We start from the raw sequence: 12,622 nt of genomic DNA, 5'->3' as shown, positions 1-12,622 counted from the left end.
CTGGCGGGCCTACCACTGAGGAGTCCCGTGCCGGACAATGTCGAGCTGATCGCGTACGCCGACCGACTGGGTGGGGACCTGCCGGCGCTGCAGCAGGTGCTGGAGGGCCCGTTCGAGGGTCTGTTCAACGGTGTGCACGTCCTGCCCTTCTTCCGCCCTTTCGACGGGGCCGACGCGGGCTTCGACCCCGCAGACCACACCGAGGTGGACGACCGGCTCGGCAGCTGGGACGACGTGGCGAGCCTCAGCGCCGACCACGACGTCATGGTCGACGTCATCGTCAACCACGTCTCCTCGGAGTCCGTGCAGTTCCAGGACTGGCTCGCTCACGGCGAGGGCTCGGCATACCACGGCATGTTCCTCACCTACGACGGTGCCTTTCCGGACGGCGCGACCGAGGAGCAGCTGATGTTGCTCTACCGCCCCCGTCCCGGTCTTCCGTTCACCCCGTACACCCTGGAGGACGGCACCAAGCGACTCATGTGGACGACGTTCACCGGCGACCAGGTGGACCTCGACGTGCGCGAGCAGGTCACGCGCGACTACCTGCTGCGGGTCATCGACCGGTTGGCCGAGTCGCACGTCAACCGGGTGCGACTCGACGCTGTCGGCTATGCCGTGAAGACGCCGGGACTGACCTCGTTCATGACCCCGGAGACGTTCGACTTCATCGACGAGGTCTCGGCGTGGTGTCACGAGCGTGATCTGACGGTGCTGGTCGAGGTGCACTCCTACTACCAGCGGCAGGTGGAGATCGCTGAGCAGGTCGACTACGTCTACGACTTCGCGCTGCCGCCGCTGATCCTGCACGCACTGCACGCCCAGGACGTCGACCCGTTGCTGGAGTGGCTCGACGTGCGCCCCAGCAACTCGATCACCGTCCTGGACACCCACGACGGGATCGGGGTGATCGACGTCGGCGCCGACGCCACCGACCGCTCCCGCGAGGGCCTGCTGGCGCCCGAGCAGATCGACGAGCTGGTGGAGGCGATCCACGACGCCAGCGGCGGGACCTCCAAGGACGCCACCGGAGCGGCCGCCTCCAACGTCGACCTCTACCAGGTCAACTGCACCTTCTACGACGCGGTCGGCGCCGACGACGACCGGTACCTGCTGGCGCGGGCCCTGCAGTTCTGGACTCCGGGCATCCCGCAGGTCTACTACGTCGGCCTGCTGGCAGGTCGCAACGACTCCGACCTGCTGGAGGAGACGGGAGTCGGACGAGATGTCAACCGCCACCGCTATACCGTGGAGGAGGTCGACGAAGCGGTGCAGCAGCCGGTGGTGGAGGCGCTGTTCGCGTTGATCCGACTGCGTGGAGCTCACGCGGCGTTCGACGGTGAGCTCAGCACCGACGGCGACGGCGACCGGTTGAGGATGACGTGGACCAACGGGGAGGACACGGCCGAGCTGATGGCCGACCTTGCGGCCGGGTCCGGGACGGTTCGGTGGAGCGACGGCGCCGGCAGGATGCAGGAGGCCCGCCTGGCCGACCTTCGCGGCCACCCGTGACGCGCTGACCCGCGTTGGTCCGTGTGAAGGACGGGGCATGATGGTCGTATGCCGTCCCGCCCGAGAGAGTTCCGGTCTGAGCTGCCCGCCCCGGCTGAACACGTGTGGGCCACCGTCACCACCCTCGCCGGCGTCAACGCCGAGCTGCGCCCGCTGCTGCGCATGACCCATCCCCCTGGCTGGGACCGCTTGGACCCCGAGCGCATCCCGCTCGGGCAGCCGCTGTTCAGGTCGCGTCTCCTGCTCCTGGGTGTTCTGCCGATCGACTACGACGACATCACGATCGTCGAGTTCGGTCCGGGGCATCGCTTCCGGGAGCGGTCACGGATGCTGAGCGCGAAGGTGTGGGAGCACGAGCGCCAGGTCCGTCCGATGAGCACGGACTCATGCCAGGTCATCGACCGGGTCGCGTATGTCCCGCGGTGGGGTCCCCTCGGGGTTGCGCTGGACTTCGTGGTTCCCCGCATCTTCGGTCACAGGCACCGCCAGCTCCGCCGCATGTTCGGCTCACGGAGCGCCGCTCGTGGCATGGCGGCTCCGGCGAGCGTCCCCTACCGCTGAGCGGTCACCGTGGTCACCGGCATCTCCGCCATGCGCGACACCCGGCTCGACAGGTCCATCTTCAACCATCCGGACAGGCCGGTCGGCAGGGTGGAGACGATGATCTCGTCGAAGGACTGTGTGTGCAGGACGTCCTTGACAGCCACCGCCGGGTCGGGGTCGCCCACCTCGCCGTCGGCCTTCCCGCCGGTGGACCGGATCTTGTCGAGCATGAGGCTCAGGCGATGCTCTGCCTTGCTGCGGGCCTTGTCCTGCTCCGAGGACGCCTCCTCGAAACCACCGGTCCAGCCTGCTGCTTCGTGCTCCGTGGCCGTCCTGGGGACGACGACGTAGAACTGGCTGTCTCCTCTCTTGATGCGGTCCTCGACGACGTGGTTCAGCTCGTCCCCGCCGAGTGTCTGGTTCGCGACGATCAGGTATCGACTCATGATGGTCCTCCCTTGCGATCATTCCAATGTCCCACCGTCGCCGATGCCGGGTCAATGCTCTCCACAGCCAGCCACAGGACCTCCCTGACGAGCGAGCACAGAGCGTCGACACCACCCCCGGGTCGCAGGGTGCGGGTATGGCGGGGCGCGCGGTCAGATGATGAGCGGCAGACGTCGACAACGCCGTGGGGCGACGGCGCAGGGGGTGGTACCGACCTTCTCCATGGCCTTGCCGATGTAGTCGGCGACACCCGTCATGTCGCCGGCCTGGCGTCAGGAGTCATCGAGGGCGAAGCGTCAGGACGAGCTGTCGGAAGTGCCGCCGCGCCTGCATCAGTCCGTCAGTTCTCGGCCTCTCACAGGCCGAGCGCAAGGCAGCGTAGGGGAGCGGCGTTCGCTCAGTGCGGAGCAGTCGTCGCTGCGATGGACGATGATCGCTGTTATGGATGACGGCCCGGCTCGCTTCACGCGGATCAGCGCCCTGGTCGAGGGTGAGGCACCCGCCCAGGGTGACCTCGGCGGGCGGGCGGGCGCCCTCGGCCGACTGTGCACGGTGCTGGTGCGCGAGGTCGGCGCCGTCGGTGCGGGTCTGACGGTGCTGGTCGACAACGCGCCGCCCCTGGTGGTGGCCACCTCCGGCCGGGACGCTGAAGAGCTGGAAGAGCTGCAGCTGGTGCTGGGGGAGGGTCCGTGCGTGGATGCGGTCACGGCACGCAGACCGGTGTTCGAGACTGATCTGGGAGTCCGAGGCTTCGTCCGGTGGCCCGCCTACGCGCCGGCCGCACGGGCGCTGGACGTCGGGGCTGTCTTCGCCTTCCCTCTCCAGGTGGGGGGTGCCTGTGCCGGGGTGCTGGACGTCCACCGGACCCGGCCCGGGTCGCTGTCGACCGGTGAGGTGCTGGAGGCCCTGACGTTTGCCGACCTGGCCTTGTCGATCCTGCTGGACGACCAGCAGGATGCCACCGAGCGCAGACCGTGGGAGGACCTGGACGGGTCGATGACCCCGGCCGAGCTCTACCAGGCCCAGGGGATGGTGATGGTGCAGCTGGGCATCTCGCTGGGCGAGGCCATGGTTCGGATCCGTGCCCATGCGTACGCTCAGGACCAGAGACTCGGTGACGTCGCGCGAGCTATCACCGGCGGTACCCTCTTTTTGGCCCGAGACGACAACGGCGACGGCACGTCACCGGTGAGTTGAGGAGTAGCAGATGGGCACAATCTCCCCCGGACCGCTGGCCGAGGCCTTCGTCGAGGTCGCCGACACCTTGGTCGACGACTTCGACCTGATCGACTTCCTGGGCTCGGTCACCGGGCACGTGGCCCGGCTGAGCGGCACCGCTGCAGTCGGGCTGCTGTTGGCCGACCACCGCGGCCACCTGCAGTTCATGGCGGCCTCGGAGGAGTCGGCCCGGCTCCTGGAGCTGTTCGCGATCCAGAACGACCAGGGTCCCTGCCGCGACTGCTTCGGCACGGGTGAGGCGGTGATCGTGGCCGACCTGAGCCAGGAGCACCAACGTTGGCCGGCGTTCACGCCGCGCGCGATGGTGGCGGGCTTCCGCTCCGTGTGTGCGCTGCCGCTGCGCCACAACGGCACCGTCATCGGCGCCCTCAACCTGTTCGGCACCGCCGCCGAGCATCTGTCCGACGAGGACGTGCGCATCGTCCAGAGCCTGGCCCACGTCGCCACCATCGGGATCCTGCAGCAGCAGGCCCTGCGCAGAGGCGAGATGCTCACCGAGCAGCTGCAGGGGGCGCTCAACAGCCGGATCGTGATCGAGCAAGCCAAAGGCGCCCTGGCCCAGCTGCACGGCACGGACGTCGACACGGCCTACAACGCCATGCGCGACTACAGCCGGAGGAAGGGGCTGCGGATGGGCACGGTCGCCCTCGAGGTCGTCTCCGACACCCACAGCCACCCGGAGCTGACGATGCGACCCGGCACAGGAGCCTGAGAGGCCGGGTGTCCTGACGCCGGCACCGTCGAGCAGCCACAGGGAGCCATGCGCGGGGCTGCCCCACTCACGTCGCAGCGTCGCTCAGGGCATGAGCCGGTAGCCGATGCCCGGTTCGGTGAGCAGGTAGACCGGGTCGCTCGGTGTGGGCTCGAGCTTTCTCCGGAGCTGGTTGACGTAGACCCGCAGGTAGTTGGACTCCCGTCCGTAGGCAGGGCCCCAGGCCGCGCGCAGCAGGCGGGGGTGCGAGACGACGTCTCCCCGGTGTCGTGCGAGCTCGGCGACGAGACGCCACTCGATCGGGGTGAGACGCAGCGGAGTGCCGTCGGGGCGTGTTGCGGTGTGCGCCCGGAAGTCGAGCCTGAAGTGTGGGGTGACGAGCGGCTCGTCCTGGTCGAGGTCCGGGACGCCGGGTCGTCGAAGGGCAGCCCGGATGCGAGCCAGGAGCTCGTCCATCCCGAAGGGTTTGGTGACGTAGTCGTCGGCTCCCAGGTCGAGAGCCTCCACCTTGTCCTGCGAGGCCTGGCGGGCGGTGAGGACGACGACCGGCGCGTCGCTGCGCTCCCGGAGACGCCTCAGCACATCGACGCCGTCGAGGTCGGGCAGGCCGAGGTCGAGGAGGACGAGGTCGGGCTGTGCCCTGGTGAGCTCGCGCAGCCCTGAGGCGCCGTCCTCGGCGGTGACGATCGTGTAGCCGCGTGCCCGGAGGTGGACGCGCAGGGTGCTGACGATCCCGGGGTCGTCCTCGACGAGAAGGATGGTCGTCATGTCGGTGCCGGTGTGGAGGCACGCAGGGAGCCGGCGGGCAGGTCGACCACCATGGTCAGTCCGCCGCCGGGGCTCTCGCCGGCGGTGATCGAACCGTCCATCGCCTCGACCAGCCCACGCGAGATGGCCAGCCCCAGTCCGACATGCCCGCTGTGGGCGTCTCCGCGACGTTGGAAGGGCAGGAACACCGAGTGACGTTCCGAGGTCGCGATGCCCGGGCCGTCGTCCTGGATGAGGAGGCGTGCACGGCTGTCGACCGCCTGCGCCGACAGGGTGACCGTGGAGGTGGGGCCGGCGTGGTCCAGGGCGTTGTCCACGACGTTGGCCACCACCCTCTCCAGGAGGCCCCGGTCGGCGAGGACGGTCACGCTGGACAGGCTCGGTGACACGGTGACCCGCTGGGGCCAGGGTGTCGACGGCAGTGCCTCGGTGAGCCTGAACGTGGTCGGATGGACGACGAGTGAGCCCTGGTGGAGCCGGGAGACGTCGAGCAGGTCGCGGATCAGCAGGTCCAGCTCGTCGCTGGACCGGTCGATCGTCTCCAGGAGCTCGCGGCGGTCCTCGTCCGAGAAGGTGACCGTCGTGTCCAGGAGCCCACTGGAGGCTGCCTTGATGCTGGCCAGGGGAGTGCGAAGGTCGTGGGACACGGCCGAGAGCAGCGCGGTGCGAGCCGTGTTGTCGCGCTCGAGGCTCCGCGCCGTGGAGTGGCTGGCCTGCAGCGCCAGGCGCGTCAGGATGGCCGATGCGGTTGCCGCGTAGGCCGTCAGCAGTCGCCGTTCCGAGGCGCCCAGCGGTCGCCCCTCGAGGACGAGGTCGTGTTCGGCGTCGATCGCCTTCCTCGTGGTCTGCAGGGCGCCCTCGGGTCGGAGCTCGAGGGAGTGCGCGGTCGCCAGGACGTGGGGTGCCCCCGTCGTGGAGCGCTGCTCGACGGTCGCGCGGCTGCTGGAGAAGGTGCCGAGGGCACGGTGGAGGAGGAGGTCGAGCTGGGCCTGGCTGCCGAGCAGCGAGGTGGCCAGGTCGGCGTAGTGGGCGGCCTCCTGCTGGGCGCTCACGGCCTGGCGGGTGCGTTGCACGTTGCGATGCACGACGGAGGCGACGGCGAGCGCGATCAGCAGGAAGACGGCGATGGCCGCCACGTCCTGCGGGTCGTGAATGATCCAGGTGCGTCGCGGTGGGGTGAAGAACCAGTTGAGGCCGGCCGAGCTGAGCGCGGCCGTGACCAGGGCAGGCCACACTCCTCCCAGGAGCGCCACCAGCACGACGAGGGCCAGGAAGAGCGGCACGATGAGCTGCAGGTCCAGGTGCACGGGTGGGGCCAGGAGCGCAGCCGTCAGCAGGGGCGGGCCGAGGACCGCGAGGACCCAGCCGGCAACCAGGCGCCACCCGGAGGGCTGGGAGGTGAGGTATCCCAGCCTGTGCGGTGCGACAGGTGTCGGCGCACCATCCGACGGGGTGTCGGCGGCGGGGTCCTCACGACGCTGGTCGGACCGCGGCCGGTCGCTGTCGAGGTGCTCTGCCAACCACAGCATGGCCACCTGACGCAGAGCCGTGGCCTGGTCGGACGCCACCTGAGCGGCAGGCAGTGGCCGGCCGTGGAGGTCAGCGGGGCGGTGACCGGTCTGCGCGGCCGTGGCGTCCACGAGGTGGACGGACGCGTCCTCCAGCGCGGCGTCGGGAAGCGTATGCGGTGGCGGCAGGTCGGTGATCGCCGCGACCGCGTCCGCGACCGAGGCGATCTCGGTGATGTCGACCGTGGTGACGACGTCGATGCCCGCCTGGAGCAGGTCCTCGACGAGCTGGTGCCTTCCGGGACGGGCCAGACCGTCGACCAGGGCCACCTGCGGTGCGCGGGCCACGACGGTCGCCGCTCCCGGCCTCCGGGGGTCCGGCCCGAGGCCGACCTCGAGCCGTTCCAGCCCGGCAGCGGGGTGGGCCGCGGTGGAAGGGCCCGCGCCGTCACAGTCCACGATGACCACGTCGAGGCTCGGGGCGAGCCGGTGCCCTTCCTGCACCATGGCGTAGGTCTTGCCGGACCCGGGCCCCACGCCGAGGAAGACCCTCAGCCGACCGCGACCCGTCGCAGGAGTGCTCACCTGCCCATTGTGGCCGCGGGTGGACGGGGTCGTCATCGCTCACTCCGGCGACGTGTCGTCCCTCGCGAGGCGAGGGCGGTGAATCGCTCCACCTGACGCACGCCGCCGGAGACGATCATGCGTGCGCCTTCGCCCGGCACGGTCCGGGGGGTGGCCTGCACGAAGCGACCCGAGACGTCGGTGACAGCCACGACCGCCACCTCGTGACGTGCGGGTGTGCTCGACTCCCCGAGCGGGACGTCGACCAGGCCGGCAGGGACCGGGACCATGACGATGGCGTAGTCGTCGGAGAACTGCACGTAGTCGAGCATCCCCCCACGCACGCGATGCGCGACACGGTGCCCCATGTCCCTCTCGGGGAAGACCACGTGCTTCACGCCCAGCTTGGTGAGGATGCGCGCGTGCGGCTCGCTGATGGCCTTGGCCCAGACGTCCAGCCCGTGTCCGAGCGCGATCGCCGATGCCAGGCAGCTGGCCACGATGTGACCACCGATGGCGACGACGACGCGGTCGAAGTCGGTCAGCCTGACCTCGGTCGCCGTCTCCTCCAGCGCGGCATCGGCCTCGACCACCTGCGTCAGGTCCCCCGACAGAGCGGACACCGCGGCGGCGTCGATGTCGATGCCCAGCACCTCCGTCCCGCTGCGCTCGAGCTCCAGGGCGAGAGCCGCGCCGAACCTGCCCAGCCCGATCACGACGACCGAGCGCGCGACACCAGGGTGCCTAGCCAATGATCGGCCTGCCTTCCGGGTATCCCATGGACCCTCTGCTCTCCCGCAGCGCCAGCCCCGCGACGAGGGTGACCGGCCCGACCCGGCCCACGAACATGAGCGCGACGACGACAAGCTGGGCAGCGTCAGGCAGGTCCCCCGTGATGCCGGTCGACAGCCCGACGGTCCCGAACGCCGAGACCACCTCGAAGAGCACCTGGTCGGTGGAGAAGTCCGTGAGCTCCAGGATGGACCAGGTGCCGGCGACGACACAGGTGATGCCGAGCAGCACCACGGTCAGCGCCTGGGCCTGCGCCCGGTGGCCGATGGTCCTGTCGAAGACATGCACGTGAGGGTTGCCACGCGCCTCGGACCACACCACGAAGACGAGCACCGCGAAGGTCGTCACCTTGATGCCGCCGGCTGTTCCGGCGGGGCCACCTCCGATGAACATCAACACGTCGAGACCGAGCCACGAGCTCTCCCGCATGGCTCCGATGTCGATGGTGTTGAACCCCGCGGTCCGCGGCATGACGGCCTGCGCTAAGCCGTTCATGAGCTTGCCGCGCAGGTCCAGCGACCCCAGGGTCGCGTCGTTGCCCCACTCGTTCGCCGTCACGAAGAGCGTGCCCGCTGCGAGCAGGAAGGCGGTCGAGGACAGGACCAGCTTGGTGTGCAGGCTCAGCCTGCGTGCCCCGCGGTACTCCCGTGCCAGCTCGTAGAGCACGGGGAAGCCAAGACCCCCGACCACCACAGCAGCGATGACGGGCAGGACCACCCAGGCGTCGGTGGCGAAGCCGACCAGGCTGTCGCTGTAGAGCGCGAAGCCTGCGTTGTTGAACGCTGACACGGCGTGGAACAGGCCGAGGTACAGGGCCCGTCCAGGAGACTCGTCGTAGCCGGACATGAGACGGACGGCCAGCACGAGCGCGACGGCGGACTCGACGGCGACGCTGATGCGTGCGACTCCGACCAGCACCGACCGCACGTCGCCGGAGCCGACGGTCTTCATGTGGATCTCCGGGTTCAGCCTCGAGCTCAGGCCCAGGCGGCGTGAGACGAGCAGTCCGAGGAGTGAGGCGAAGGTCATCAGGCCGAAGCCACCCAGCTGGATCAGCGCCAGGATGACTGCCTCGCCGAAGCCCGACCAGTAGCTGGGCGTGTCCACGACGACGAGCCCCGTGACGCAGACTGCGCTGGTGGCCGTGAACAGTGCCGTCAGGAACGGCGCGGAGCCCGCCTCGGCTCGCGCCACGGGGAGCCACAGCAGGAGCGTGCCGACGGCGACGGCAAGGGCGAAGCTTCCGACGACGAGCTGGGAGGGGTGGCGAAGCCGCCGCCGACGACGAGAGGCTGGGGAGCCCCACCGCAGCTCGGTCATGCCCAGGTCGCGTCGCACGTCATCCATGCTGGCAGCGCCGCCGGCCGGAAAGGTGCCGGAAGGCGTTAAGAAGACGTCAAGAATCCGCTGGTCACACTGGGTGCGTCACCGTCGGAACTTGACGAGGGTGAGGCCGAGGAGCCGTGCGATGACCAGGGCGATGTAGAAGACCTGGTTGAGCATCTGGATCATGATGACCGACCTTGCCGGGTTGGCACCGGCCGCCGGCCCGATGTCCGACAGCCCCGTGCCGGTGAGCGTGGTCGTGGAGAGGAACAGCAGCTCGTACCACACCAGCTGCTCGTGACCCCCCTCCACCGTGAAGGACCCCGGCCAGATGGTCTGGACCAGTCCGTAGGTGTGGGCGTAGGCCCAGACCAGGACGGTGAAGGTCGCGCCGGTGGCGAACAGCTCGTCACGGGAGACCCAGCGGTCGGCGAACATGTAGCGCAGCAGCGAGATCGCCGTGTAGAAGTAGAAGACGGCATGCGAGGCGTAGTGCAGCAGGCTCACCCAGTAGCGGTCCGGCCAGATCGCCTGGGCGACGGCGAGGACGAACACCGGTGCTCCGAGGCCCATCGCCACGATCCGGGTGGAGGGCGTCCGGTCGACTGCCGCGACGGCGAGGGCCAGCACCACCACTCCGAAGACCGAGACGACCGTCCGCCCTACGCCACTGCTGCTGGTGTAGGGAAAAACCAGCAACGCGAGCAGCTGGGCGCCCAGCAGCACAGCGGAGGGGTGCTCCCTCAGTGCAGCCCACCACCGTTGCGCGCGGTTGCGTCCGGCCGCCCCGGCATACGTGAACACGACGAAAGCCTATGCAGTCGTCCTGCCTCGTGCACGGGTCGCGACCCTGGGGAAGCGTGCTCCACACCAGCGTGAGTGGGCACCTGACCAGCGCTGCGTGCTCAGGGTCGAGTGCTGAGCTGGGCGCCGCTGCGGACGGCGGGTCCGATGGTGCCTCAGCCCAGCAGCTCGGTGAGCGGCCCCGCTCCGACAGGCTCCTGACGCAGCAGCGGGACGACCGCGTGACGACCGCTCCCGTCTGCGGCGACACGGTCGAGGGCCAGGGTCTCGGTGGCCGCGCGGGCGAGCAGGACCGGGTCCTCGGCGTGGGCTGCTGCCAGGGACTGGTTGACGACCCAGGCCCAGGGCTCGATGCCTGCCCGGCGCAGGTCGGCCTGGAGCTCCAGGGCCTCCAGGACCGGGGTGGTCTCGGGCAGGGTGGTGAGCACCACGTGCGTGTGGCCAGGGTCCTGCAGCCGCATCAGGGGTGTGGTGTAGCGGGTGCCCGCATCCATCTGTCGGACGATCTCCCGGTGGTAGGACCCGGCGGCGTCCATCAGCAGCAGGGTGTGCCCGGTGGGGGCGGTGTCCATGACCACGAACCGGCGGGCAGCCTCGTTCACCGCCTGGGAGAACATCTGGAAGACCGCGACCTCCTCGGTGCAGGGGCTGCGCAGGTCCTCCGCCAGGTGGGCGCGGCCCTCGGCGTCCAGGGCCGCGCCCTTGGTGCGCATGACCCGCTCCCGGTATGCAGCGGTGGCCTGGGCGGGGTCGATGCGCGACACGTCCAGGCCGTCGACCTCGGCCGCCAGGGTCTGCTCCAGGTGGGCGGCGGGATCTGTCGTGGTCAGGTGCACCGACCTGCCCCGCCGGGCCAGCTCGACCGCGACGGCCGCGGCCAGGGTGGTCTTGCCTACGCCGCCCTTGCCCATGACCATGACCAGCCCGTGGTCGCGCTCGGCGAGCTCGTCGACCAGCGCTCGCAGCGGGGCGTCGGGCCGTGCCGGTGCCGCCGGCACCATGGCGCTGTCGCTCATGACGGGGTCGGTGTCGAGCAGGCTCGCCACTGCGTCGACGCCGACCAGCGACACCGGACGCAGCGGGATCATGTCCCTAGGCAGAGCCGCCAGGCCGGCCGGCAGGTCCGACATCGCCGCCTGCTCCCGCTGCACCACCGCACGGGCCAGCGGGTCGCGTGAGCCGGTGTCCGGCATCGTCGCGTTGACGACCAGGCGCATGTCCGCGATCCCGATGGCCGCCAGCTCGCGCCGGGTCCGCTCCGCCTCGGCGATGGTGGCCTTCTGCGCCCGGCAGACCAGCCCCATCCGTGTCAGCCCGGGGTCGGCCAGCGCACCGACAGCCCCGGCATACGCGCTGCGCTGCTTCTCCAGCCCGGACAGGGGTCCGAGGCAGGAGGCGTCCCCCTTGCCCACCTCGAGGTAGCCCGTCCACGACCCGGGCAGCTGGAGCAGGCGGATCGTGTGCCCCGTGGGTGCGGTGTCGAAGACGACATGGTCGTAGCCGGCCGTGACCGAGGGGTCGGCCAGCAGGTCGGTGAACTCGTTGAACGAGGCGATCTCGGTCGTGCACGCCCCGGAGAGCTGCTCGGTGATCGAGGCGACCTCCGCCTCGGGCAGGACCCCGCGCACGGGAGCGATGATCCGCTCGCGGTAGGCGTGTGCCGCCGCCTCGGGGTCGATCTCCAGCGCCCACAGCCCCGGCACGCCCGGCACGGCGGTGACGGTGTGGCCGATCGTCGTCTCGAAGACGTGCCCGACGTTGGAGGCGGGGTCGGTGCTGACCAGCAGGACCCGCGCACCCGCGCGAGCCAGGCTCACCGCACTGGCGCAGGCGACCGCGGTCTTGCCCACGCCGCCCTTGCCGGTCAGGAACAGGTGCTTCGGCAGGTCCTGGAGCAGGGAGAGCGACGCTGCCCTGGTGCCCGTGGCCGTGGTGGTCATCGTCGGCTCCCGCCGGTCTCGACGGGGACCCCGGCCCAGGCGGCGAGCTGCTCCCGCGTGGGGTAGCGCCCCGTCATGACCGTGGTCCCGTCGACGAGCACCAGCGGCAGGCCGGCCGACCCGGCCAGCCGCAGGAACGAGGCCACGGCGTCGTGGCTCGCGAACTCCAGCGGCTCCGAGGCCAGGTTGTAGCGCCTGACGTCCCCACCGCGCCGCCTCGCGAGCGCGATGTCGGCCGAGACGCGCACCAGCTCCTGGTCCACGTCCTCGCCGCACACCCCCGTTGCGCAGCACAGGGCGGGTTCGAACATCCGGATCACACTCACGAGCACTCCTGGGCCTCGATGACACATCGACATCTGTCGATATGTCTACCATCGCAAGTTCATCGACGGTCGTCAATATGACGTGGGTCTCCTCGCCCGCACCAGGTCGCCTGCGCCCGCTGCAGCGCCGGGTCGCTGAGC

Annotated in this window: 12 protein-coding genes; 4 read left to right on the top strand and 8 right to left on the bottom strand. The window is 70.2% G+C overall.

Annotated features, from left to right (window positions below; all coding sequences use genetic code 11):
* Nucleotides 1–27: 27 nt before the first annotated feature.
* Both gtfA and LVO85_RS10300 read left to right on the top strand, forming a co-directional pair.
* Nucleotides 28–1,512: a sucrose phosphorylase gene (gtfA, locus tag LVO85_RS10305; RefSeq protein ID WP_232747404.1), complete on the top strand. Its 1,485-nt coding sequence runs from the start codon at nt 28–30 to the stop codon at nt 1,510–1,512.
* Nucleotides 1,513–1,560: 48 nt separating this feature from the next.
* Nucleotides 1,561–2,073 (top strand): hypothetical protein, encoded by a 513-nt coding sequence (locus tag LVO85_RS10300; RefSeq protein ID WP_232747403.1) that lies wholly within the window; start codon nt 1,561–1,563, stop codon nt 2,071–2,073.
* Here LVO85_RS10300 and LVO85_RS10295 read toward each other — a convergent pair.
* Nucleotides 2,064–2,501, bottom strand: coding sequence for a hypothetical protein (locus LVO85_RS10295; RefSeq protein WP_232747402.1), 438 nt, complete (start codon nt 2,499–2,501; stop codon nt 2,064–2,066). The genes LVO85_RS10300 and LVO85_RS10295 overlap by 10 nt on opposite strands.
* Before the next feature lie 442 nt (nt 2,502–2,943).
* On the opposite strand from LVO85_RS10295, the gene LVO85_RS10290 reads away from it, so the two are divergent.
* Both LVO85_RS10290 and LVO85_RS10285 read left to right on the top strand, forming a co-directional pair.
* The gene (locus tag LVO85_RS10290) at nt 2,944–3,699 is read left to right on the top strand and encodes a GAF and ANTAR domain-containing protein (RefSeq protein WP_232747401.1); all 756 of its coding nucleotides are present in this window, start codon (nt 2,944–2,946) and stop codon (nt 3,697–3,699) included.
* A gap of 10 nt (nt 3,700–3,709) precedes the next feature.
* A complete protein-coding gene (locus LVO85_RS10285) occupies nt 3,710–4,453 on the top strand; it encodes a GAF and ANTAR domain-containing protein (RefSeq protein WP_232747400.1) in 744 nt (247 codons plus the stop codon).
* Between the two features lie 84 nt (nt 4,454–4,537).
* Here the strand turns inward: LVO85_RS10285 and LVO85_RS10280 are convergent, their stop codons facing one another.
* The 7 genes from LVO85_RS10280 to arsD form a co-directional block, all read right to left on the bottom strand.
* Nucleotides 4,538–5,221 (bottom strand): response regulator, encoded by a 684-nt coding sequence (locus tag LVO85_RS10280; RefSeq protein ID WP_232747399.1) that lies wholly within the window; start codon nt 5,219–5,221, stop codon nt 4,538–4,540.
* Nucleotides 5,218–7,314, bottom strand: a complete 2,097-nt coding sequence (locus LVO85_RS10275) for a DUF4118 domain-containing protein (protein WP_232747398.1) — start codon at nt 7,312–7,314, stop codon at nt 5,218–5,220. The genes LVO85_RS10280 and LVO85_RS10275 overlap by 4 nt, the downstream gene beginning before the upstream one ends.
* 32 nt (nt 7,315–7,346) lie before the next feature.
* A complete protein-coding gene (locus tag LVO85_RS10270) occupies nt 7,347–8,045 on the bottom strand; it encodes a potassium channel family protein (protein ID WP_232747397.1) in 699 nt (232 codons plus the stop codon).
* A complete protein-coding gene (locus LVO85_RS10265) occupies nt 8,038–9,432 on the bottom strand; it encodes a TrkH family potassium uptake protein (protein WP_232747396.1) in 1,395 nt (464 codons plus the stop codon). Before LVO85_RS10265 ends, LVO85_RS10270 begins: the two co-directional genes overlap by 8 nt.
* Before the next feature lie 78 nt (nt 9,433–9,510).
* The gene (locus tag LVO85_RS10260; protein ID WP_232747395.1) at nt 9,511–10,215 is read right to left on the bottom strand and encodes a two pore domain potassium channel family protein; all 705 of its coding nucleotides are present in this window, start codon (nt 10,213–10,215) and stop codon (nt 9,511–9,513) included.
* Between the two features lie 155 nt (nt 10,216–10,370).
* Nucleotides 10,371–12,155 carry an arsenical pump-driving ATPase gene (arsA, locus tag LVO85_RS10255; RefSeq protein ID WP_232747394.1) on the bottom strand — a complete coding sequence of 595 codons (1,785 nt, stop codon included), beginning with the start codon at nt 12,153–12,155 and terminating at the stop codon, nt 10,371–10,373.
* The gene (arsD, locus tag LVO85_RS10250; protein ID WP_232747393.1) at nt 12,152–12,481 is read right to left on the bottom strand and encodes an arsenite efflux transporter metallochaperone ArsD; all 330 of its coding nucleotides are present in this window, start codon (nt 12,479–12,481) and stop codon (nt 12,152–12,154) included. The genes arsA and arsD overlap by 4 nt, the downstream gene beginning before the upstream one ends.
* Between the last annotated feature and the right edge of the window lie 141 nt (nt 12,482–12,622).

The sequence above is a fragment of the Ornithinimicrobium sediminis genome (assembly GCF_021272345.1).
Classification (GTDB): domain Bacteria; phylum Actinomycetota; class Actinomycetes; order Actinomycetales; family Dermatophilaceae; genus Ornithinicoccus; species Ornithinicoccus sediminis_B.
Note: the sequence above shows the minus strand (reverse complement) of the source record. Positions and strands in the feature narration are given on the sequence as shown.